25 protein-coding genes are annotated in these 22,227 nt (G+C 72.4%); 10 read left to right on the top strand and 15 right to left on the bottom strand.

Going from position 1 to position 22,227, the window contains the following annotated elements; translation table 11 throughout:
• Window positions 1–35: 35 nt before the first annotated feature.
• Both AC507J_RS26105 and thrS read right to left on the bottom strand, forming a co-directional pair.
• Window positions 36–548, bottom strand: coding sequence for an HIT family protein (locus AC507J_RS26105; RefSeq protein ID WP_496292075.1), 513 nt, complete (start codon window positions 546–548; stop codon window positions 36–38).
• A 52-nt stretch (window positions 549–600) separates the two neighbouring features.
• Window positions 601–2,604 carry a threonine--tRNA ligase gene (gene thrS / locus AC507J_RS26100; protein ID WP_496292008.1) on the bottom strand — a complete coding sequence of 668 codons (2,004 nt, stop codon included), beginning with the start codon at window positions 2,602–2,604 and terminating at the stop codon, window positions 601–603.
• A gap of 201 nt (window positions 2,605–2,805) precedes the next feature.
• Between thrS and AC507J_RS26095 the strand changes: the two genes are divergently transcribed.
• Window positions 2,806–3,648, top strand: a complete 843-nt coding sequence (locus AC507J_RS26095; RefSeq protein ID WP_496292006.1) for a DUF1775 domain-containing protein — start codon at window positions 2,806–2,808, stop codon at window positions 3,646–3,648.
• Between the two features lie 111 nt (window positions 3,649–3,759).
• Here AC507J_RS26095 and AC507J_RS26090 read toward each other — a convergent pair whose 3' ends face one another.
• Entirely contained in the window at window positions 3,760–4,680 is a 921-nt protein-coding gene (locus AC507J_RS26090) for an ADP-ribosylglycohydrolase family protein (RefSeq protein ID WP_496292073.1), read from the bottom strand.
• A gap of 73 nt (window positions 4,681–4,753) precedes the next feature.
• On the opposite strand from AC507J_RS26090, the gene AC507J_RS26085 reads away from it, so the two are divergent.
• Window positions 4,754–5,443, top strand: coding sequence for a response regulator transcription factor (locus AC507J_RS26085; RefSeq protein ID WP_496292004.1), 690 nt, complete (start codon window positions 4,754–4,756; stop codon window positions 5,441–5,443).
• A 29-nt stretch (window positions 5,444–5,472) separates the two neighbouring features.
• Entirely contained in the window at window positions 5,473–6,873 is a 1,401-nt protein-coding gene (locus tag AC507J_RS26080) for a HAMP domain-containing sensor histidine kinase (protein ID WP_496292002.1), read from the top strand.
• Window positions 6,874–7,234: 361 nt separating this feature from the next.
• Here the strand turns inward: AC507J_RS26080 and AC507J_RS26075 are convergent, their stop codons facing one another.
• A complete protein-coding gene (locus tag AC507J_RS26075) occupies window positions 7,235–8,257 on the bottom strand; it encodes an adenosine deaminase (protein ID WP_496292000.1) in 1,023 nt (340 codons plus the stop codon).
• Window positions 8,258–8,300: 43 nt separating this feature from the next.
• Window positions 8,301–9,089: a trans-aconitate 2-methyltransferase gene (locus tag AC507J_RS26070; protein WP_496291998.1), complete on the bottom strand. Its 789-nt coding sequence runs from the start codon at window positions 9,087–9,089 to the stop codon at window positions 8,301–8,303.
• 23 nt (window positions 9,090–9,112) lie between these two features.
• Here AC507J_RS26070 and AC507J_RS26065 point away from each other — a divergent pair, with 23 nt between their 5' ends.
• Window positions 9,113–10,096 (top strand): aldo/keto reductase, encoded by a 984-nt coding sequence (locus tag AC507J_RS26065; protein WP_496291996.1) that lies wholly within the window; start codon window positions 9,113–9,115, stop codon window positions 10,094–10,096.
• 44 nt (window positions 10,097–10,140) lie between these two features.
• Entirely contained in the window at window positions 10,141–10,335 is a 195-nt protein-coding gene (locus AC507J_RS26060; RefSeq protein WP_496291994.1) for a hypothetical protein, read from the top strand.
• A 201-nt stretch (window positions 10,336–10,536) separates the two neighbouring features.
• Here AC507J_RS26060 and AC507J_RS26055 read toward each other — a convergent pair whose 3' ends face one another.
• The 7 genes from AC507J_RS26055 to AC507J_RS26025 form a co-directional block, all read right to left on the bottom strand.
• Window positions 10,537–10,740 (bottom strand): cold-shock protein, encoded by a 204-nt coding sequence (locus AC507J_RS26055; RefSeq protein WP_011905669.1) that lies wholly within the window; start codon window positions 10,738–10,740, stop codon window positions 10,537–10,539.
• 301 nt (window positions 10,741–11,041) lie between these two features.
• On the bottom strand, window positions 11,042–11,314 hold the full coding sequence (locus tag AC507J_RS26050) for a DUF4235 domain-containing protein (RefSeq protein ID WP_496291990.1): 273 nt from the start codon (window positions 11,312–11,314) through the stop codon (window positions 11,042–11,044).
• Window positions 11,311–11,640: a DUF3618 domain-containing protein gene (locus AC507J_RS26045; protein WP_496291988.1), complete on the bottom strand. Its 330-nt coding sequence runs from the start codon at window positions 11,638–11,640 to the stop codon at window positions 11,311–11,313. Before AC507J_RS26045 ends, AC507J_RS26050 begins: the two co-directional genes overlap by 4 nt.
• A complete protein-coding gene (locus AC507J_RS26040) occupies window positions 11,637–12,071 on the bottom strand; it encodes a phage holin family protein (RefSeq protein WP_496291986.1) in 435 nt (144 codons plus the stop codon). Before AC507J_RS26040 ends, AC507J_RS26045 begins: the two co-directional genes overlap by 4 nt.
• Window positions 12,072–12,324: 253 nt before the next feature.
• A complete protein-coding gene (locus AC507J_RS26035) occupies window positions 12,325–13,524 on the bottom strand; it encodes a mechanosensitive ion channel family protein (RefSeq protein ID WP_496291984.1) in 1,200 nt (399 codons plus the stop codon).
• Window positions 13,525–13,617: 93 nt separating this feature from the next.
• Window positions 13,618–14,439 (bottom strand): DUF1206 domain-containing protein, encoded by an 822-nt coding sequence (locus AC507J_RS26030; protein ID WP_496291982.1) that lies wholly within the window; start codon window positions 14,437–14,439, stop codon window positions 13,618–13,620.
• 59 nt (window positions 14,440–14,498) lie between these two features.
• Complete coding sequence (locus AC507J_RS26025; protein ID WP_496292071.1) at window positions 14,499–14,861, bottom strand: hypothetical protein; 363 nt, start codon at window positions 14,859–14,861, stop codon at window positions 14,499–14,501.
• 78 nt (window positions 14,862–14,939) lie between these two features.
• On the opposite strand from AC507J_RS26025, the gene AC507J_RS26020 reads away from it, so the two are divergent.
• Complete coding sequence (locus tag AC507J_RS26020) at window positions 14,940–15,221, top strand: GNAT family N-acetyltransferase (RefSeq protein WP_496292070.1); 282 nt, start codon at window positions 14,940–14,942, stop codon at window positions 15,219–15,221.
• On the opposite strand, the gene AC507J_RS26015 is transcribed toward AC507J_RS26020, so the two are convergent.
• A complete protein-coding gene (locus tag AC507J_RS26015) occupies window positions 15,205–16,710 on the bottom strand; it encodes a glycoside hydrolase family 3 protein (protein ID WP_496291980.1) in 1,506 nt (501 codons plus the stop codon). The genes AC507J_RS26020 and AC507J_RS26015 overlap by 17 nt on opposite strands.
• Window positions 16,711–16,847: 137 nt before the next feature.
• Between AC507J_RS26015 and AC507J_RS26010 the strand changes: the two genes are divergently transcribed.
• From AC507J_RS26010 to AC507J_RS25995, 4 genes are all read left to right on the top strand, one after another.
• On the top strand, window positions 16,848–16,970 hold the full coding sequence (locus AC507J_RS26010; protein WP_496291978.1) for a hypothetical protein: 123 nt from the start codon (window positions 16,848–16,850) through the stop codon (window positions 16,968–16,970).
• A 68-nt stretch (window positions 16,971–17,038) separates the two neighbouring features.
• Window positions 17,039–17,989: a TIGR03557 family F420-dependent LLM class oxidoreductase gene (locus AC507J_RS26005; protein WP_496291976.1), complete on the top strand. Its 951-nt coding sequence runs from the start codon at window positions 17,039–17,041 to the stop codon at window positions 17,987–17,989.
• Window positions 17,990–18,062: 73 nt separating this feature from the next.
• Entirely contained in the window at window positions 18,063–19,694 is a 1,632-nt protein-coding gene (locus tag AC507J_RS26000) for a RecQ family ATP-dependent DNA helicase (RefSeq protein ID WP_496291974.1), read from the top strand.
• Between the two features lie 97 nt (window positions 19,695–19,791).
• Window positions 19,792–20,295, top strand: coding sequence for a hypothetical protein (locus tag AC507J_RS25995; RefSeq protein WP_496291972.1), 504 nt, complete (start codon window positions 19,792–19,794; stop codon window positions 20,293–20,295).
• Window positions 20,296–20,454: 159 nt separating this feature from the next.
• On the opposite strand, the gene AC507J_RS25990 is transcribed toward AC507J_RS25995, so the two are convergent.
• Both AC507J_RS25990 and AC507J_RS25985 read right to left on the bottom strand, forming a co-directional pair.
• Window positions 20,455–21,219, bottom strand: coding sequence for an ABC transporter permease (locus AC507J_RS25990; RefSeq protein WP_496291970.1), 765 nt, complete (start codon window positions 21,217–21,219; stop codon window positions 20,455–20,457).
• The gene (locus tag AC507J_RS25985; protein ID WP_496291968.1) at window positions 21,212–22,174 is read right to left on the bottom strand and encodes an ATP-binding cassette domain-containing protein; all 963 of its coding nucleotides are present in this window, start codon (window positions 22,172–22,174) and stop codon (window positions 21,212–21,214) included. The genes AC507J_RS25990 and AC507J_RS25985 overlap by 8 nt, the downstream gene beginning before the upstream one ends.
• Between the last annotated feature and the right edge of the window lie 53 nt (window positions 22,175–22,227).

The following is a 22,227-nucleotide window of genomic DNA, read 5'->3' as shown; positions in this document are numbered from 1 at the left end:
CCGTGCGCGGTCGCGCGGTCCCGGCGGCCCGACGGTCAGCCGGGCCAGGCGCGGACGAGAAGGTCGCGGGTGTCGCCGAGGAGTTGCGGCAGGACCTTGGTGCGCCCGATCACGGGCATGAAGTTGGCGTCGCCGCCCCATCGGGGCACCACGTGCTGATGCAGGTGGGCGGCGATGCCGGCACCGGCCACCCCGCCCTGGTTCATGCCCAGGTTGAAGCCGTGCGCGCTGCTGACCTTGCGGATCACCCGCATGGCGGTCTGGGTGAACGACGCCAGCTCGGCCGTCTCGGGCCCGTCCAGGTCGGTGTAGTCGGCCACGTGCCGGTAGGGACAGACCAGCAGGTGCCCCGGGTTGTACGGGTAGAGGTTGAGCACCACGAAGACGTGCTCGCCCCGCGCGACCACCAGACTCTCCTCCGGCGGCCGGCGCGGGGCCAGGCAGAACGGGCAGCCGGCCGGCTTGTCGTAGCCGCCCTCGGGCCGGTCGGCACCGGAGATGTAGGTCATCCGGTGGGGCGTCCAGAGCCGGTCCAGCCCGTCGGCCATGTCCCTGTCGATGTGCTCCTCCGCCCCAGTCACACCGGCGATCCTACGGCCCTCACATCTCGGCGGAGGGGCCGGAGTTGGTGCGGGAGCGGACCACGTCGAGGACGTGGGTGACCGCGTCGGCGAGCGGTACGCCGTTGCGCTGGGAACCGTCGCGGTAGCGGAACGAGACCGTGCCGGCGGCCACGTCGTCGTCACCGGCGATCACCATGAACGGGATCTTCTGCTGCTGCGCGGTGCGGATCTTCTTCTGCATCCGGTCGTCACCGGCGTCGACCTGGGCACGGATGCCCTCGGCCCGCAGCGCGGCCACGAAACCGTGCAGGTAGTCGACGTGCTCGTCGCGGATCGGGATGCCGACCACCTGCACCGGGGCCAACCAGGCCGGGAACGCGCCCGCGTAGTGCTCGATGAGCACGCCGAAGAAGCGCTCGATGGAACCGAAGAGCGCCCGGTGGATCATGACCGGCCGCTGCCGGGTGCCGTCGGCCGCCTGGTACTCCAGGCCGAACCGCTCCGGCAGGTTGAAGTCGACCTGGATGGTGGACATCTGCCAGGTACGCCCGATGGCGTCCTTGGCCTGCACGGAGATCTTCGGGCCGTAGAAGGCCGCGCCGCCCGGGTCGGGCACCAGGTCCAGGCCGGACTCCTCGGCGGCCGAGCGCAGCGCCTCGGTGGCCCGCTCCCAGTTCTCGTCGGTGCCCACCGACTTCTCCGGGTTGCGGGTGGACAGCTCCAGGTAGAAGTCGTCCAGCCCGTAGTCGCGCAGCAGTTCGAGCACGAAGGCGAGCAGCGACTTCAGCTCCCCCGCCATCTGCTCCTCGGTGCAGAAGATGTGCGCGTCGTCCTGGGTCATGCCGCGCACCCGGGTCAGCCCGTGCACCACACCGGACTTCTCGTACCGGTAGACGGTGCCGAACTCGAACATCCGCAGCGGCAGCTCCCGGTAGGAACGACCGCGGGAGCGGAAGATCAGGTCGTGCATCGGGCAGTTCATCGGCTTGAGGTAGTAGTTCGCGCCCTCCACCTCCATGGGCGGGAACATCCCGTCGGCGTACCAGTCGAGGTGCCCGGAGACCTCGTACAGGTGGCCCTTGGTGATGTGCGGGGTGTTTACGAAGTCGTACCCGGCCTGCTCGTGCTTGATCCGCGAGTAGTTCTCCATCTCGCGGCGGATGATGCCGCCCTTGGGGTGGAAGACCGCGAGGCCGGAGCCCAACTCGTCGGGGAAGCTGAACAGGTCGAGGTCCGCGCCGAGCTTGCGGTGGTCGCGCCGGGCGGCCTCCTCCAGCAGCTTCAGGTACGCCTTGAGCGCGTCCCGGGTCGGCCAGGCGGTGCCGTAGACCCGTTGCAGCTGCGGGTTCTTCTCCGACCCCCGCCAGTACGCGGCGGCCGAACGCATCAGCTTGAACGCGCCGATCAGCCGGGTGTTCGGCAGGTGCGGGCCGCGGCACAGGTCCGACCAGCAGACCTTGTCCTCGTCGGCGGCGAGGTTGTCGTAGATGGTCAGCTCGCCGCCGCCGACCTCCATCACCTCGGAGGAATCCAGCCCTTCGCCCTTGACCTCGATGAGTTCCAGCTTGAACGGCTCGGCGGCCAGCTCGGCCTTGGCCTCGTCCAGGCTGTCGAAGCGACGCCGCCGGAACCGCTGCCCGGACTTGACGATCTCCTGCATCCGCTTCTCGAGCTTGGCCAGGTCGTCGGGCTGGAACGGCTTCTCCACCGAGAAGTCGTAGTAGAAGCCGTTCTCGATCGGCGGGCCGATGCCGAGCTTCGCCTCGGGGAAGACGTCCTGCACGGCCTGGGCGAGCACGTGCGCCGTCGAGTGGCGCAGCACGTTGAGCCCGTCCGGCGAGTCCAGCGCGACCGGCTCGACGACGGTCTCCTCGGCCGGGCGCCAGTCCAGGTCGCGCAGCATGCCCTGCGGGTCGCGGACCACCACGATCGCCTTGGGGCCCGAGTTGGGCAGCCCGGCCGCGGCCACCGCGTCGGCCGCCGTCGTCCCGGCGGCAACGACGACGGGGTCGGCCACGGCGGGGGTACGGGGTGCGGACACGGGTGACTCCTCTGGGCAGATGTGACGGTAGGTGCCGAGGTCGGCTCTCCTGCGATGCTATCGGTCGCCGATCGAGGGCCGCCGCCCGATATCGGCCGCACGAGATCGGGCCGGCCGTTGAACCATTTCGGCCCGGCATCCGAACTACCAGGTGTGGCCGGAGCCCGTTCCGGCTCTGCCGAGACGGATGGGGAACCCAGGATGGCGATGACGCGCGGCGGGAGCCGTCGACGCCGGGGCGCTCTGGTGGCCGCCCTGGCCACGGCCGGGGTGCTGCTCTGGCCCGCTACGGCGTGGGCGGACGGCGTGACCTTCACACCGACCGAGGCCCAGCAGGGCAACTCGGTGAAGCTCGAATTCGTGGTGCCCGACGAACGGCCCGGTGTCCGTACCGAGCGGATCGAGATCCGGATGCCGGCCGACCCCCCGGTCGCCGAGGTGTGGCCGCTGTCGGTGCCGGGCTGGGCGCCGAAGATCACCACTCGGAAGCTGGACGCGCCGGTGACGGGCATGCACGGTCCCGCCACCGATGTGGTGACCGCCACACTCACCTGGACCCGGGCCCCCGGCCCGGCGGACGCCGGTCCGGCCCGGCTGGTCTTCTCGATGGCCCCGCTGCCGCAGACCGACCGGCTGACCTTCGAGCTGACCCAGACGTACGCCGACGGATTGCAGGTGCACTGGGGCGGCGGCCCCGGTCAGCGCCCGCTGCCGGCGCTGATCCTGACCCCGGGCGACCCGGCCTATCCGGGCGGCGGCCACGGTGGGCACGGCGCTCCGGCACCGGGTGCCGGCGCGCCGGCCGAGGCTCCGCCGGCACCGGCCGCCTCCGACGGCGGCCCGAACCCCAACAGCCTGCTCGCCGCCGGACTGGTCGCCGGCCTCGGCGGCGGCGCGGTGGTGGGCTGGCTGATCAGCCGGCGGCGCCGGTCCAGCGCCGACGAGGTCGACCGCTCGGTGCTCGAAGCGCCGGTCAGCACCGACGACGCCCCGACGCCGGCTCGCCCGACCGGCGAGGTGGTCGAGGCCGCCGCGCCGCGCTGACCCGAGCCTGCCCCGCTGGGCCGACCCCGCCCCGCTGACCCGAGCCTGCCCCGCTGACCCGACCCCGCCCCGCTGGGCCGGGTCACCGCGCTGGGCCGGGGCCGGGCGGCCTCAGCCGGCCCAGTCGGGTAGCGACTCCCGGGCCGCCAACCACATTCCGGGCACCCCGCCCGGCGTGCCCACCCCGGCGTACGCGGCGACCACCCCGCCGACGATCGCGGCGGTGGTGTCCACGTCTCCGCCCGCCTCGACGCAGGCCCGCACCGCCGCCGGATAGTCGTGCAGGTGGGTAGCCGCCACCCAGCAGGTGAAGGCGACGGTGTCCTGGGCCGTGACCCGGGAGCCGTTGCCGACCGCCGCCACGATCTCCGCCAGCGGGCGACCGAGCAGGCCGGCGACCCGGCGTACGCCCCGACACACCTCGGTCGCCGGGTCCAGCGCAGCCGCCACCCCCGCGAGCAGGCGGGCCGGTGCGGGGCGGTCCCCGTCCAGGCGGGCGCGGGCCGCCAGCGCGGCGGCCACCGCCACCGCCTCCGCCCCGGCGATCCCCTCGGGGTGGGCATGGGTCACCTCGGCCGATGCCCGGGCCTGTGCGACGGCCCGGCTGGTCGAGTCGGCGAAGTACGCCCCCAACGGCGCCACCCGCATCGCCGCGCCGTTGCCGCAGGAGCCCTGCCCGTCGAAGGCGGACGCGGCGGCGACCGGCCACGGCGTGCCGGTGCGGATCAGGCGCAGGATGCGTACCGCGCCGGGGCCGTAGCCGCGGTAGGGCTCGCACCGCTCGGCGAAGGCCAGGGCGAGGGCGTCCCGGTCGATCCGGCCCGCCTCGGCCAGCGCCGCCAGCACCGAGCAGGCCATCTCGGTGTCGTCGGTCCACTGCCAGGGCGCGGGCGGTAGCCGGCCGGCGGCCAGGTCGCCCGGCCCGCGGCCGGGCACGAAGAACTGGGAGCCGAGGGCGTCGCCGACCGACAGGCCGGCGAGCGCGTCGCGGGCCAGGGCCAGCCGGGTGTCCGGATAGAGGGTGAAGGACATGGTCATGCCATCTTGTGCGGAACGTCGGGTGGGCCGCAATGACCCCGCTCGCGACGGCGAGTACCGTGCTTGGGTGGCCACCGTCCTCCTGGTCGAAGATGATCACGTCGTACGCGGCGCGATGCTTCGGTCACTCACCGACCGGGGTCATGCCGTGCACGCGGTCGGCACCGCCTTGGACGCGCTGCGCCGGGTCGCCGCGGAAACCCCCGACCTGGTCGTGCTCGACCTCGGCCTGCCGGACCTGGACGGCTCCGACGCTCTGCGGATGCTGCGCGGCATCACCGACGTACCGATCATCATCGCCACCGCCCGCGACGACGAGCAGTCCGTGGTCCGGCTGCTGCGGGCCGGTGCCGACGACTACATGGTCAAGCCGTTCACCGGCGCGCATCTGGACGCCCGGATCACCACCGTGCTGCGCCGGGTGGGCCGGGCCAGCCGGGCGGTGCAGCCGGCCGTGCACAGCGTCGGTGGGCTGCGGGTGGACATCGGCGAACGCAGCGCCCACCTCGACGGGGCGGCGCTGGCGTTGACCCGCAAGGAATTCGACCTGTTGGCGTATCTCGCCGCCCGTCCTGGCCGGGTAGTGTCCCGGCGGGAGCTCTTGGAGGAGGTATGGCGGCAGCCATCGGTCGGCGAGGACCAGACCATCGACGTTCACCTGTACTGGCTCCGCCGCAAAATGGGCGAGTCCGCGGCGAAGCCACGCTACCTGCGCACCGTGCGGGGGGTGGGCTTTCGGCTGGTGGCGCCGGACTGAGGCGGTCCCTTGCCCTGCTGACGGCGGGGGTGGGCGCGCTACTGGCGTTGACCTTCCTGGTTCCGCTCGGGCTGACCCTCGACGGCCAGACCCGCGAGGAGGCGATCGCGGACGCGGCCCGCCGCAGCGCCCTGGTCACCGGCGCGCTCGCGGTGAGTACCGACCCGGAGGTGGTCGCCCGCGCGATCGAGGCCACCGGCACCGATCCGGCGACCCGGCCGGTCGTGCACGGCCTGGCGGTGGAGGCCGCCGCCGGACGGGCCGACGCCGCGCAGTTGGAGCGGGCCCGGGCCGAGGGACGTTCCTTGGTCGTCGACGTCGACGGTGGCGCGTTGCGGCTGGATCCGGTGGTGCTCGGCGAGCAGACCGCGGTGGTCGAGGTCTTCGTCCCGGACTCCGCGCTCGGCGACGGCCGGGACAGTTGGCTGCTGCTGGCCGGGGTCGCGGTCGCCCTGGTGGGTGCGGCGGTGCTGGTGGTGGACCGGGTCGCGGCCCGGACCGTGGACGCCGCCCGGGGTCTGGTGCGGGCCGCGCTCGCGGTGGGCGATGGCGAGTTGGGCGTACGCGTCGAGCCGAGCGGCCCGCGCGAGCTGACCGAGGCCGGTCACGCCTTCAACCGGATGGCGGAACGGTTGGTCGCGGCCCGCACCGAGGAGCGGGAACTCGTGGCGGACCTGTCGCACCGGCTGCGGACCCCGCTAACCGTGCTGCGGCTGGACGCGGAGGCGTTGGAGTCCGACGACACAAGCGTGGGCGCGTTCAGCCAGGCGGAGCTGGACTACCGGCGCGGCATCAGGCGAATCCGGCAGGCGATCGTCACCCTGGAGGGTGAGATCGACACGCTGATCAAGACCACCCGCAAGGCGGTGGCCACCGAGGCGGGCCCGGCGATCTGCGACGTGAGCGAGGTGGTCCGGGAGCGGATGGTCTTCTGGGCGGCGCTTGCCGGCGACCAGAACCGCCCGCACCGGGTCAGCGGCGCCCAGCTGCGGATCCCCGTGCCGGTGCCCCGGGCCGAGTTGGCCGCCGCGCTGGACGCGGTGATCGGCAACGTCTTCCGCTACACCCCGCAGGGCACCGCGTTCGAGGTGGCGGTCTCCCGCCGCGACGGGTACGTGGCCATCCGCATCGACGACGCCGGGCCGGGCATCGCCAACCCGGACCGGGCGCTGCGCCGGGGTGCCAGCGACCAGGGCTCCACCGGGTTGGGGTTGGACATCGCCAAGCGGGTGGCGTTGCAGGCGAACGGTTCGGTAAGCATCGACCGGGCCCGGCTCGGCGGCGCCAGCGTGGTGATGCTGCTCGCCGACCCGGAGGCGACGCCGCGCCAGGTCAGTCGGTTCGGCCTGGTGGGCCGGATGGCCCGGGAGGGCCGGGAGGCGAAGAGCGCCGGGCGCCGATGGCCCCGGCAGCGGCCGTCGGACGGCTGAACCGAACCCACGCCGGCCACCGGTGCCAGGCCGGATGGCGCGGGCTTTGCCGGGCTCGACGGGGCGGGCTGTGCCGGGCTCGACGGCGCGGGCTGTGGGGTGGCACAAGTCTTCCTTAGATCCGACTTAACGCCGCCCCATCGGAGGCATCGGGCTGCCAGGATCAGTCACCGAACCCAGCAGTTCCACCGGCCCTTCGCTCCCAGCGCAATCGGCCGGTGGGGCCGTGCGCGCGGCGGGAGAAACGGTCCCCCCACACCACACCCTCCCGCCGCGCGCCACTTCGGTTCCGCCCGCCGCCACCGCCCGGCCCGCCCGGCGGGAACAGGCCCACCGCCCGCTCGCCGGGGCGCTCGACGCCTCAGCCGTGGGTGGTCAGGTAGGTGTCGATCTCCGCGCTGATCCGCCGCTTGCCGGCCTCGTCGAGGAACGAGACGCCGACCGCCGTGCGGGCCAGCTCCGCCACCTGCGCCGGGCCCGCGTCGAGCAGGCCGGCGGCCACCGCGTACTCGTCGTCGAGGGTGGTGCCGAACATCGGCGGGTCGTCCGAGTTGATGGTGACCAGCACCCCGGCCTCGACCAGGCGGGGCAGCGGGTGCTCCTCGATCGTTGGCACCGCGCGGGTCCGCACGTTTGAGGTCGGGCAGACCTCCAACGGGATCTGCCGCTCGGCGAGGTAGGCGAGCAGTTCCGGATCCTCGGCGGCGGAGATGCCATGGCCGATCCGCTCGGCGCCCAGCTCGCGCAGCGCGTCCCAGACGGTCTGCGGGCCGGTGGTCTCCCCGGCGTGTGGCACGGAGTGCAGCCCGGCCGCCCGGGCCCGGTCGAAGTACGGCTTGAACTGCGGCCTCGGCACCCCGATCTCGGGGCCACCCAGGCCGAAGCTGATCAGCCCGTCCGGGCGCTCGTCGAGGCAGATCCGCAGCGTCTCCTCGGCCGCCGGCAGGCCCGCCTCGCCCGGAATGTCGAAACACCACCGCAGCTCGATGCCGAAGTCCGCGGCGGCGCGCTTGCGGGCGTCCTCGATCGCCTCACAGAACGCCGGTGCGGGGATGCCGCGCTTGACGTGCGAGTACGGCGTGACCGTCAGCTCGGCGTAGCGGACCTGCTGGCGGGCCAGCTCCCGGGCCACCTCGTGGGTGAGGATCCAGACGTCCTCCTGGTCCCGGATGAGATCCACGACGCTGAGGTACAGCTCGATGAAGTGTGCGAAGTCGCGGAAGACGAAGTAGTCGGCCAGCAGCTGCGGGTCGGCGGGGACCGGGCTCTGCCCCTCGTGCCGGGCGGCCAACTCGGCCACGATCCGGGGCGAGGCGGAGCCGACGTGGTGCACGTGCAGCTCCACCTTGGGCAGTCCGGCGATGAAGGTACGCAGCTCGGTCACGGGGTTCTCCTGACGCAGGGTCGGTTGGCGCGGTCCGGGCGGTTCACCCGGGCCCGGCGCCGGTACGGGCAACGACGAAGATCCGGCGGAACGGGAAGTACACCCACCTGCGCCGCACCGGGTACGCCTCGGCGAGGCGTACCCCCAGGGCGGCGCGGAAGGCGGCCCAGCCGGCGGCGTCCAGCGCGGCCCGGACCGGGCGCAGCGCGGTGCCCTCCAGCCAGCTCAGTACCGGGTGATCGGCGTCGGGACGGGCCGGCAACAGGTGCACGTAGGTAGTCTCCCAGGCGTCGACGGCGCAGCCGGCATCGGCCAGTGACGCGGCGTACTCGACCGGCTCGGCCACCGGCGTGACGCGCAGCAGCCCGGTCAGCTCCGCCCGCCACTGCGGGCGCGCGGCCACCTCGCGCAGCAGGCGGTGCGAGGCCGCGTCGAAGTTGCCGGGTACCTGCACCGCAAGCCAGGCACCTGCGGGCAGCTGACCGGCCCAGCGGGTGAGCAGCTCGCGGTGACCGGGCACCCACTGCAGCGCCGCGTTGCTGACCACCACGTCGGTGCTCGCATCGGGGTGCCAGTGGCGTAGGTCGGCCAGCTCGAAGGTGACCGGGGCGGACAGCTCGGCGGCGCGCGCGATCATCTGCGCCGAGGAGTCCAGCCCGACGATCCGGCTACCGGGCCAACGCTCGGCGAGGGTGACGGTCAGGGTGCCGGGGCCGCACCCGAGGTCGACCACCGTGCGGGGACGCTCGGCGCCCACCCGGGCGAGCAGGTCATGGAAGGGTCGGGACCGCTCGTCGCCGTAGCGCAGGTACGCCGCCGGATCCCAGTTCACCCTCCCACACTAGGCTCACCCGCATGGAACAACGCAGCTTCCCCCGGCTGGGTCGGCAGGTAGGCGTGGTCGGCCTCGGCGCCTGGCAGCTCGGTGCCGACTGGGGCACGGTCACCGAGGATGACGCGATGGCGGTGCTTGACGCCGCGGTCGAGGCCGGCGTCACCTTCCTGGACACCGCGGACGTCTACGGCGACGGGCGCAGCGAGCAGCTGATCGGCCGGTTCCTCGCGGCGCATCCGGACGCCGGGTTGACGGTGGCGACCAAGATGGGCCGCCGCGTGCCGCAGACCCCCGAGGCGTACACCCTGGACAATTTCCGCCGGTGGACCGACCGGTCCCGGAGCAACCTCGGGGTGGACACCCTGGACCTGGTGCAGTTGCACTGCCCACCGACGGTGGTCTTCGCCGACGACGCGGTCTTCGACGCGCTCGACACCCTGGTCGCCGAGAAGCGGATCGCCGCGTACGGCGTCAGCGTGGAGACCTGCGACGAGGCGCTCACCGCGATCGCCCGCCCAGGGGTGGCCAGCGTCCAGATCATCCTGAACGCGTTGCGCCACAAGCCGCTGGAGCGGGTGCTGCCGGCCGCTGCCGCCGCCGGGGTCGGCATCATCGCCCGGGTACCGCTGGCCAGCGGCCTGCTCTCCGGCCGTTACGACGAGCAGACCACCTTTCCCGCCGACGACCACCGCTCGTACAACCGGCACGGCGAGGCGTTCGACGTGGGCGAGACCTTCTCCGGCGTCGACTTCACCACCGGGCTGGCCGCCGTCCGTCGGCTCGCCCCGCTGGTCGGTGGGGATCGCACGACGGCCCAGTTCGCGCTGCGCTGGGTGCTCGACCAGGCAGGGGTCACAGTGGTCATCCCCGGTGCCCGCGACGCGGCACAGGCCCGCGCCAACGCCGCCGTGGCCGACCAACCGGCACTGTCCACAGCGGAACTGGCGCAGGTCCGCGCGGTCTACGACGAGCTGGTCCGTCCGCAGGTGCACCACAGGTGGTGAACGGCGAAGCGACCGCCGACGGGACCCGGCAGAGGGAGGTCGCGATGAGTGGCTGGTTCCGCCTCACCCTCGGCCTGCTGGCCGTGGTCGTGGGCGCGCTCTTGACCGTGCAGGGCCTCGGCTACGTCGAGGGCAGCGTGCTCACCGACCAGCGGATCTGGGCGGTGGTCGGCCCGGTGCTGATGCTGGTCGGCGGGATCCTGCTCTGGCTCGGCGCCCGGGCCCGCAGCCGGCGCTGAGCGAGGCGTGGGCGCAGCATCAAGCTCGACCGCGACGAGCCCTGCAAGCCGGCGATTCCGGGGCAGGCGTTTCCCACCGGGCCCGGTGCCGCCGGGCCAGGTTCCGGCATGGAAAAAGCCCCGCATCCCGGAGGGAATGCGGGGCTTCGCTCGATCCGAGTGGTCGGATCACCCATCGCCGGCGGTCGCCGGCCGCACCGCTCAGAGGGGGCGGACCTGCTCGGCCTGCGGACCCTTCTGGCCCTGGGCGATCTCGAACTCCACCCGCTGGTTCTCCTCCAGCGTGCGGTAGCCGCTGGTCTGGATGGCCGAGAAGTGGACGAACACGTCAGCACCCCCGCCGTCGACGGTGATGAAGCCGAAGCCCTTGTCAGCGTTGAACCACTTCACGGTTCCCTGCGCCATGTGTATCTCCTTCTAAAACTGGCGGCCGAGCACGCCGTGCGGCCGGTTGGCCGTTTTCGAGCAGCGGTGCCTGAGGCGGCCCCCAGTGAAGGGAACTTCTCTCAACCCACGCCATCTCGCAACAGCGTGGAACAGCAAACCACGTACGCAAAAACTTCGCACAGCCTACCCGACGAAATTCTCCGACATGTGACCTGAAGGTTGCGTCAGGTCCGCCGGGCGGCGCTGTCCCGGTACGGCGAAAGGCCCCCTCACCAGCGAACTGGCGAGCGGGCCTGACCACGCGTTTTTCCGTTTTTGACTAGTCCGGCCAGCGGCCGGTGAGCCGGCGTACGCCGACCGCGCCGCCCCGGTCCACAGCGGCCCGGACGACGGAGAAGATGGCCCCTTGCAGGGCCGCCGCCGCGAGGATCTCGCCCCAGCGACGGTCCTCGTCGGTCGGGTTGGGGGCTTCGCCGTCGCCGGCGGTCATCTTCCACACCTGGCGGAAGATCGCGCCCGCGACCGCACCGGCGGCGAATCCGGCCAGGATGCCGACCGGCCGGTAGGCGACCTTGCCGATTCCCTTGCTCACCCACGCCTCCCTCTGATGATCAGCAATACCACCGCGGCGACCACCGCGCCGGCCGCGAGAGCCACGAACGGCGCCGGACCCGACCGCACCGCGACCTCGCCCCCGCCGGCCTGCTCGTGCCGGATCCCGGCCTGCGCGCGGACCCGGGCGACGGTCTGCGCGGCCTGCTCCCGCACCCGGTCGCGGGCCTGGTCCGCCGAGGACTTCAGTCGCTTCTTGACGTCGGCCTTGGCGGCCAACGCCTCCATGGTCTCGCCCAACTCGACCCGGGTACGCCGGATCTCCTCCCGCAGCGCCTCGGTGTCGCCGGTTCCGTTGCGTGTCATGCCCGTCCCCTGTCCTTGACCGCGGCGCTGAGCACGTCGACGTCGGCGCGCAGGCTGCGTACGGTCGCCTGTGGCACCGGCGGAACCGCCCGGTTCACCTGCCGCTTGCCGATCAGGGCGAGCACACCGGCGATCAGGAACAGGGCACCCGCCACGATCAGGGCCGCCGCCCACGCGGGCAGCACCAGGGCCAGCAGCAGGATCGCGGCGGTGATCAGCGCACCGAGACCGAAGAAGGCGAGCGCACCGCCGCCGGCGAGCAGACCGGCGCCGATACCTGCGTGTTTGCCCTTCTCGGTCAGCTCCGCGCGGGCCAGCGCGAGTTCGTCACGCACCAGGCGGGACACCTGCTCGGCCGCCCGCTGGACCAGCTCGGCGGTGGACGGTTCGCTCCCGTTCTGGGAGACGCGGACGTTCGCCACATCAGCCATGCTGTCCCCCTCTCATCGTTCCCGCGCTGTATGCCCGAAGTCGCCGCCCGCCAATCCTGTCCAGCGGAAAGGAGCAGAAGCGTCGTCGCAGCAGGTCCCCACCAAACGGCCCGTCAAACGTCCTGGACCGTCGCCGTTCGGGCGCAATGGCGGTAATCCGGCGAACCGGATAGCGTCCGCCCGGCGGACCGATGCGCCGACGACGGCGCGGACCGAAACAGCCGCACCGCCCGGCGGACCGATGCGCTGGCGGTCAGCGGCGGGCCTCGGCGGTCTCGTCGGGGCCGACGAAGGCTTCGCTGCGGGCCTCGCCGTCGTCGCTGCCGCCGAAGAGGCGGGCGTCGTCGGGAACGTCGCCCTCGGCGGGACGGCGGACGGCGGGACGCCGAGCCTTCACCCACTGCCACGGCAGGTTGCCGGCGGCGTCGCCGACCTCGGTACGCAGCCGGGGCATCGCGGTGGGCCGCTGGTCGCGTACCCAGGCCACCAGATGCTCGCGGACCAGGCAGCGCAGGTCCCACAGGGCACCGGCGCTGCCGGCGCTGACCAACGCCCGGACCTTGATCATGCCGCCGGTCGCGTCGGTCACCTGGAGTACGCAGACCCGGCCGTCCCACAGCTCGGTGCTCTCCACCAGGCGGCGCAGCTCCTCCCGCATGGCCTGCACCGGAACCGACCAGTCGACCTCGAACTCGGCCGTGCCGAGCACCTTCGCCTCGGTACGCGTCCAGTTCTGGAACGGGGTGCTGGTGAAGTAGGAGGTGGGCAGGATCAGCCGCCGGTCGTCCCAGATCTGCACCACCACGTAGCTGAGCGTCAGCTCCTCGATCCGGCCCCACTCCCCCTCGACCACCACCACGTCGTCGAGGCGGACCGCGTCGCTGAAGGCGAGTTGCAGGCCGGCGAAGACGTTGCCCAGCAGGCTCTGCGCGGCAAGCGCGGCGACGATACCGACCACACCGGCACTTGTCAGTACGCCGGCACCGATGCCACGTACGGCGGGGAAGGTCATCAGCATCACGCCGAGGGTGATCACCACGATCACCACGATGGTCACCCGGCGCAGCATCACGACCTGGGTGCGGACCCGGCGGGCGTGCCGGTTGTCCGGCACGTCCACCCGGAATCGGGCCAGCGCGGTGTCCTCCACCACCACCAGCAGTGAGGCGACCAGCCAGGCGGTGGCCGCGATGACCGCGAGCACCATCATGTGCAGCAGGGCCTGTCGCCATCCGGTGCCGACCGCGTACCCGGTGCTGAACCGGATGGCGAACTGCACGGCGAGCACGGTGGCGGCGACCTGGAAGGAGCGGTGCGCGTGCTCCGTCAGCTCGGTCAACAGCAGCGACCGGCGACCCCACCGCTTGATGAGGCGATGAACCACCTCGACCACGGCAAGGGCGATCGCCGCCGCGGCGAGCACGGCGACGACCGTCACGAGGTAGCTGTGCACGTGTCCTTCTCCTTCTGACCCGACGGCAAGATCCGCACAAAGGGGCAATGTTGCCTCGGATCTCCGCCACCGGCCAGCGGGGCGCTGGAGAAGTCAGACCTTACGGTAGCGGGACTGGAGGAAGCAGTAGACCCCGAAGGCGGCGATGCCCAGGCCGATCAGCACCAGCAGGATGGTGCCGAACGGCTGGTCCCGCAGCGTGCGCAGCGCGGCGTCCAGGCCACGGGCCCGCTCCGGGTCGTAGTTGACCGCAGCCAGCACGACCAGCAGGCCGGTCACCGCGAACGCGCTGCCCCGGGAGATGTAGCCGGCCATGCCGAGCCGACGCGCGAGCTGGCGGGTCTTGCCGTTCATCTCGCCGGTCTTCAGCCGCTTCATGAACTTCTTCTTGAAGCCGTAGATGCTCATGCCGATGCCGAGCCCGATCAGCGCTACACCGGCCAGCCCGACCAGCCAGCGACCGCCGGTGGACTCCATCATCCGGGCGGTCAGCTCCTCCTGCTGCGAGGCGCTGTCGGAGTTGGCGTTGGAGAAGACCTTCCAGGCCGTCCAGGCCAACCAGAGGTAGATGACCGTCCGGGCGCCCGAGACGATCCGCTCCTTGAGGCGGTCGTTGCCTCGTTCGGTCTGGTGCCCGACGGCCGCTTCGAGGGCCTGCCAGATGGCCATCGCGAGCATGCCGACCGCGATGGCGATGACCAGGAACTGGCCCATGGGTTGCGCGGCGAGGGTACGCAGCGCGCCGGACTGGTCGCCGTCGTCGGCGGAGTTGCCGAAGGCGATCTGCAGCGCCAGCCAGCCGAAGAGCAGGTGCACGATCCCGTAGCCGATGAAACCGGCCCGGGCGAGGAGTTCCAGCCACCGGCTGTCGGCCGTACGGGCAGCGGTGGCTTCGGCGTTCCGGGTGAGAGACATGGGCCCTCAATCTCCGAACGTGAAGATTTCCAAACGTGCCACCGCTGCCCCGGCCGAGGTCAGCCCGGGTTGCGCGAGATATCCACCTTCACCTCGGAGTCGGTGACGCTGTCCAGGGTCACCGCGAGCCCGCCGACCTCGGCGGCCTGCTGGCCGACGGTGAGGGAGACCTGCTGGCCCGCCACCTCGATGGTGACCACGTCGTCCTGGGCCTCGACCAACCGGGCCTCGACGCCGAAGATGCTGGCCCGGGCGTCCACGCCCCGGTCGAAGGTGACCGTGCAGGCGTCCAGGCGACAGTCGGTGCTGGCACCCTCGCTGCTGCACCCGGCGAGCAGGGCCGCGCCGAGCGCGAGGCCGGCCAGCAGCCCGGCGGTCTTTCGGAGGGGGACACGGAGGAAATTGCCGGCAAAGGGCGTCATCGTCACGCCGCCAAGGGTACGACTCACCCGCGAACGGTGCCGGCGGCGCCGACGGCCGGTGACAATGGGCAGGTGAGCATGCTGATCGAGGACGATCCCGCGAAGCGCCGCTACGAGATCCTGGTCGACGACGCGCTGGCCGGGTTCACCCAGTACCTGCCGCGGAACGGGGTGCTGATCTTCACGCACACGGAGGTCGACCCGGGCTTCCAGAACAAGGGCGTCGGCTCGGCGCTGATGCGCGGCACGCTGGACCAGGTCCGCGCGCGGGGGCAGCGGGTCGTGCCGCGCTGCCCGTTCATGGCGACCTTCATCGAACGGCATCCCGAGTACGCCGACCTGGTCACCAGCCTGGGCTGAGCGCGCCGCCGCCGAGCAGTTCGGCCACCGCCCGGCCGGCGGCCCGGGTGGCGCCATGGGTCGCCACGTGCACCGCGCCGACGACAAGCGCCGGCACCCCCAGCTCCACCACCACCGTGTCGGGCCGCCCGGCCAGCGCCCGGTCGACGGCGGCGCGCATCCAGCCGTGCCGGTGCAGATCACGGACGACCAGCACCAGCGGGCGGCCGGCGGCGCCGGCGGCCGGGTCGGCGGGCACCGTGGCCTCGCTCCAGCGGACGCTGGTGGTGCCCGGCACCAGTTCGGCAAGCGGCGCGGCCACCCCCCACGGGGTCTCGGTCCCGATCGCGATGTTGTGCGGCGGCTCGAACTCCACCACGTGCGGCGCTCCGGCCAGTGGCAGCGGGGTGGCCGCCGCGCCGGTGGTGGTGACCCGGACCGCGCGCCGCGCCGCCAGCAACCCGACCGGCGAGCCGCCGCCGGTTCGGGTGACGCCGGAACGATCCGCCCGGGCGGTGACCGTCCACGCCGCCAGTTGGCCGACCCGCTTCGCCGCCTCGGCCAGCCGTTCCTCCGGCAGTTCCCCGGCGATGACCGCCGCCACGATCGCGTCCCGCAGGTGCCGCGCCGTCTCCTCGTCGGCGTGCTCACCGCCGACACAGATCGCGTCCGCCCCGGCGACCAGGGCGCGGACCGTGGCACCGGCGAAGCCGTACCGACCGGCGACCGCGCGCATCTCCATCGCGTCGGTCACCACCACGCCGTTGAAGCCCATCTCCTCGCGGAGCAGCCCGCCCAGGATCCGTTCGCTGAGCGTGGCCGGCAGCCCGGGATCCAGCGCCGGCACCAGCAGGTGCCCGGTCATCACCGCCTGCACGCCGGCCGCCACGGCGGCCCGGAACGGCGCTAGTTCGACGGCGTGCAACCGGTCCCGGTCCACGGTGATCCGGGGCAGGTCGTGGTGCGAGTCGACCCGGGTGTCGCCGTGGCCGGGAAAGTGTTTCGCGCAGGCCGCTACGCCGGATGCCTGGAGGCCGCGTACCCAGGCGGTGGTGTGCCGGGCGACCAGCGCGGGGTCGGCGCCGAACGAGCGGACGCCGATCACCGGGTTGTCCGGGTTGGAGTTGACGTCGACGTCCGGCGCGTAGTTCAGCGTGATGCCGGCGGCGGCGAGGTCGCCGCCGAGGTCGCTGGCGACCTCCTCGGTCAGTGCCGGATCGTCCACCGCGCCGAGGGCGAGGTTGCCCGGCCGGGAGCTGCCCCGGCCCGACTCGATGCGGGTGACGTCCCCGGCCTCCTCGTCGATGGCGACGATCACGTCGGGCCGCTCCGCGCGCAGCGCGGCGGTGAGCGCGGCCACCTGCGCCGGGTCCACCACGTTGCGGCTGAACAGCACGACCGACCCGAGACCCGTGCCGAGCCAGCGGCAGACCCAGGCCGGCGGGACGGTGCCGACAAAGCCCGGTTGCAGGACGGCAGCTGCCAGCCCCGCCAGATTGCTCTCGCCCATGCGAGCGTCGCCCCCCGCCTTCTCCGCCGTGGACTGCACCGCCACCCGGCGGTGCAGACATGGTCACATTGCGCCACCCAATTAGTCAATAAACCTTACAGTTGCCTTGGGAGCGCTCCGCCGGGAAAGTGCGGGCTATGGATCCGCTGCTGCTGGCCGACGCGACGAGCGAGGCCGACATCCCCGGCGTACGCCTGCTCGGCCTGGTCGTCGGCGGTCTGCTGCTGCTCATCGCGATCCGGGCGATGTTCCGGCGCTGACCGCGACCGGGTGTGACCCGCCCCCGCCTGGGTACCGCCGCAGGCATCACCACGGCGAGGGGGAAGAGATGAGGATCGGCTATTTCCTGTCCACTGAGGAGTACGCGCCCGCCGAGCTGCTGGCGCAGGCACGCGCCGCCGAACGGGCCGGGTTCGAGGCGCTGTGGATCTCGGATCACTACCATCCCTGGATCGACGCTCAGGGGCAGAGCCCCTTCGTCTGGTCGATGATCGGCGCGCTGAGCCAGACCGTCACGCTGCCCGTCACCACGGCGGTGACCTGCCCGACCACGCGGATCCATCCGGCGGTGCTGGCCCAGGCGGCAGCCACCAGCGCGGTGCTGCACGGCGGCCGGTTCGTCCTCGGGGTGGGCTCCGGCGAGGCGCTCAACGAGCACATCCTGGGTGACCCGTGGCCGCAGGCCGGCGTCCGGTTGGAGATGCTGGAGGAGGCGGTCGAGGTGATGCGGAAGCTGTGGGAGGGCGGTTTCGTCAACCATTACGGCCGCCACTACCGGGTGGAACACGCGCGGATCTACACGCTGCCGGAGACGCCCCCGCCGGTCTACGTCTCCGCGTTCGGCCCCAAGGCGGTGCGGCTCGCCGCCCGGATCGGCGACGGCTTCATCAACACCATGCCCGACGCCGACCTGGTCCGCCGGTTCCGGGAGGAGGGCGGCGGCGACAAGCCGTGCCAGGCCGGCTTCAAGGCCGCCTACGCACCGACCGAGGAAGAGGGCGTACGGCTGGCGTACGAGCGCTGGCCGACCGAGGCGATCCCGGGCGAGCTGTTGCAGGTGCTGCCCTCGCCGCGCCACTTCGAGCAGGCCGCCCAGCTGGTCGACCCGGCGGCGATGCGCGAGGCGTTCGTCTGCGGCAACGACGCCGACGCGCACCTGGCGAAGATCGACACGTACGCGAAGGCCGGCTTCGACGAGGTCTACGTCGCCAACACCGGACCGAACTGGCAGGGGCTGCTCGACCTGTACCAGCGCGAGGTGCTGCCCCGGCTGCGCTGAATCTCACCGGGGTTGCACACTCGCCCGGCCGACGGGTTTCGCCGCCGGAGCACCCGGGTACCTGCGGCCCTCGATGAAGCTGACCACGCACTCGATGTCGTTGCGCCGCGCGGCACGCAGCCTGTTCGGCTGGACCGCCCTGCGTCCCAACCAACTGGCCGCCATGCGGGCGGTGATGAAACGGCGCGACGCCCTGGTGGTGCTCCCCACCGGTGCCGGCAAGTCGGCGATCTACCAGATCCCGGCCAGCCTGATCCCCGGCCCGACCGTGGTGATCTCGCCGCTGCTCGCCCTCCAGCAGGACCAGATAGCGGCGCTCAACGAGCGGCAGCGGCCGGAGCTGCGGGCGGTGCGGATCTCCTCGGACGAGAGCCCGGCCCAGCAGGCCGAGGCGATCGCCGAGGTGCGCGACGGCCGGGCCGAATTCCTCTTCATCACCCCGGAGCAACTGGCCAACCCGGACCGGCTCGCCGAGGTACGCGCCCTCAAACCCGCCCTGGTCGCGATCGACGAGGCGCACTGCATCTCCGCCTGGGGGCACGACTTCCGCCCCGACTACCTGGCGCTCGGTCAGCTCATCGACGGCATGGGCCGGCCGCCGGTGGTCGCGCTCACCGCCACCGCCTCCCCGCCGGTACGCGACGACATCGTCGCCCGGCTGCGGCTGCGCCAGCCGGAGATCGTGGTCTCCGGGCTGGACCGGCCCAACCTCTTCCTGGAGGTGGCGCACTGCCCCACCGAGGACTACCGGTGGCGGCGGTTGGTCGCCCTGCTCCGCGACGACGAGCGGCCCGGCATCATCTACGTGCCGACCCGCCGGGCAGCCGAGGAGTTGGCCGTCCGGCTCACCGAGGCCGGCTTCCCCGCCCAGCACTACCACGGCGGCATGTCGAGCGGCGCCCGCGCCCGGCTGCACGAGGACTTCCTCGCCGACCAGGTGCCGATCATGGTGGCGACCTCGGCCTTCGGCATGGGCATCGACAAGCCGAACATCGCCTGGGTGGTGCACATGGCGCTGCCCGACTCGCCGGACAGCTACTTCCAGGAGATCGGCCGCGCCGGACGGGACGGCCAGCCGGCCCGCGTACTGCTGCTCTGGCAGGCCGAGGATGTCGGCCTGCAACGCTACTTCAGCGGCGGCCTGCCCGACGCCACCGAGCTGCGGGACCTGGCCGCGCTGCTGCGCCGGACCCCGGTCACCCGCAAGAAGCTGCGCGAGCTGACCGGGCTCGGGCCGCGCAAGCTCGGGCAGTACCTCGCCCTGCTGGAGCAGGTGGGTGCCGCCGAACCGCGTACCGGGCAGCGGGTCGGCGCCCCGCGCTACTCCCCCGCTCCGGTCGACGCCGCCGCAGCCGCCCTGGCGGAGGCCGAGCGCCAGCAGAACCTGACCCGGTCGCGCACCGACATGATGCGCGCCTTCGCCGAGACCACCACCTGCCGGGGGCAGACGCTGCTGGCCTACTTCGGCGAGCAGATGACCGAGATCTGCGGGCACTGCGACAACTGCCACGCCGGCACCAGCGTCGCCGACGACGGCGCGGTCGGGCCGTTCCCGGTGCACAGCCAGGTGCGGCATCCGGAGTGGGGGTCCGGTCTGGTGCTCAGCTACGAGGAAGGCCGGATGACGGTGCTCTTCGACGAGGTCGGGTACAAGACCCTGTCGGTGAGCGTGGTGTCCGAACAAGGACTACTGACGCTGAACTAACCTGAGCCGGCCGCCTGCGGCGGCTCAGGCCGGCCGCGACGCGCCGCATCGGCGCGGGCCGGCGAGAAGGTGGACGACGAGCGGGAGGAACACAGCCGTGATCGAAGAGCCGGCGTACACCGGTTTTGGTTTCTCGGACGAGGAATGGGGGCTGCTGGTCGGCCTGCCGCAGTCGGTACTCACCGCGGCGAGCGCCGCCGAGTCCGACGGCACCCGGGCGACGATGGCCGAGGGCGCCGCCGGCCTGGAGAGCATCTCGGCCGGCCGGGAGTCGGCCAGCCCACTTGTGGCGGCCGTGGCCGGCGAGATCGTGACCCGGGTGGGCGACCCGGAGGCCGGCGAGGAACTTCCGGTCATCGCCCCCGACGACCCCCGCGCCTACGCAGAGGACGTGCTGGGCCGGGCCAAGGAGGCCGCGGCGCTACTGGCGGCCAAGGTGGACGAGGGCGAGGCCGGCGCGTACCGGCACTGGCTTGTGGAGATCGCCGAGCAGGTGGTCGGCGCGGCCAGCAGCGGCGGCATCCTCGGCCTGGGCGGCAGCACCGTCACCCCTTCGGAGCGCCGCTTCCGCGACCGCCTAGCCGAAATCCTCAACGACTAACCCCACCCCCTCTCCCCCTCTCCCCCTCTCCCCCCCTTTCTCCCCGTTGATCATGAGGTTAGCGGCACTAGTTGATCTTCAAAGTGCCGCTAACCTCATGATCAACACGGGCGGGGGGTGGGGTGGGGTGGGGGTGGGGTGGGTGGGTGGGGGTGGGGGTTAGGTGGTGCGGCGGTGGAAGAGGAGGGTGGCTAGCAGGATGGCCAGGGTGAGGAAGCCGAGGCACCAGGCCGCTGCCCGGGCCGGTGCCGAGCCGACCGGGAGGTCCAGCAACAGCCCGCGCAGCGACTCGATGACCGGCGTGACGGGCTGGTGCTGCGCGAAGCCACGCAGCCAGCTCGGCATCGTCTCCACCGGCACGAAGGCGCTGCTGGGATAGGGCAGGAACATCACCAGGAAGGTGTAGCCGCTGGCCGCCTCGGGGGTACGGGCGAGCAACCCGAACGCCGCCGAGAGCCAGGAGACCGCCAGCAGGAACAGCAGCAACACCCCGGCGGCGGCGAGCCAGCGCAGTGGTTCGACGGCCGGCCGGAAGCCGATGGCGACCGCCACCCCCAGCACCAGCACCGTGGAGACGCTGTTGCGCACCACGCTCGCAATCACGTGCCCGCCGAGGATCGACGTGGCTCCCACGTCCATCGTGCGCAGCCGTTCGACCATGCCGGTGGTCAGGTCCGTGGTCACGCTTATCGCGGTGCCCGCGGCACCGTAGCCGGCGCAGAGCAGCAGCACGCCGGGGACCACGTAGGTCACGTACGCCGAACCGGTCTGGATCGCCCCGCCGAAGAGGTAGACGAAGAGCAGCATCATCAGCACCGGCAACAGCAGCGAGGTGAGCAGCGCGTCGACGTTGCGCCGGGACAACCGTACGCAGCGACCGATAAGCACGGCGGCGTGCGTCGGCCGGAGACTCAGCTCAGACACCGGCCACCTCCCGTTCGGCGCGTACCTCGGGGCCGGTGAGGGTGAAGAAGACGTCGTCAAGGGTCGCCTCCCGCACGGCGAACCGGACCACCCCGTGCCGGTCCGGGTCGACCTCGTCGAGCAGGCGGCGTACCTGCGGGGCGCTGCCGTCGGTGGCCACGGCCAGCTGCCGGCGGGTTGGGTCGCGGTGGCTGACCCGGTCGCCCAGCCGCTGCTGCGCGTCGGCGTAGCCGGTCGCGTCGCGCCAGGTCAGCTCCAGCCGCTGGGCACCGAACCGGCGCTTGAGGTCGGCCGCCGTCCCCTCGGCGGCGAGCCGCCCGCCGTGCAGCACCGCGATCCGGTCGGCGAGACGATCGGCCTCCTCCAGGTACTGCGTGGTGAGCAGCACCGTCACCCCGGCACCGGCCAGCTCACCGATCAGCTCCCACAGCCCCACCCGGCTGCGCGGATCCAGGCCGGTGGTGGGCTCGTCGAGGAAGATCACCGAGGGCGTGCCGACCAGGCTGGCCGCCAGGTCGAGGCGACGCCGCATGCCACCGGAGTACGTAAGCACCCGTCGACCGGCGGCGGCGGTCAGGTCGAAGCGCTCCAGCAGCGCGCTGGCCCGCTCGCGGGCGGCCCGTCGGGACAGCCCGGCGAGCCGGGCCAGCATTGTGAGGTTCTCCTGGCCGGTCTGTCCGTCGTCGAGGGCCGCGTGCTGGCCGGCGAGGCTGATCGTCCGCCGTACCCGCCGCCGCTCGCGCAGCACGTCGTGCCCGGCGACCCGGACAGTGCCCGAATCCGGTCGGGTCAGGGTGGCCAGGATCCGCACGGTGGTGGTCTTGCCGGCGCCGTTGGCACCGAGCAGGGCGTGCACCCCACCTCTCGGCACCCGCATGGAGAGCCCGTCGAGCACGACGAGATCGGCGAAGGATTTACGCAGGTCGACAAGTTCGACCGCGGGAGGTTCAGGCATGTTCCACACTCCGTTTCTGCGTATGGCATACGCTTTAATGCGTAGACCGTACG

The sequence above is a fragment of the Micromonospora sp. PRAS1 genome (assembly GCF_059553435.1).
This window is presented reverse-complemented; position numbering and strand designations above follow the sequence as displayed.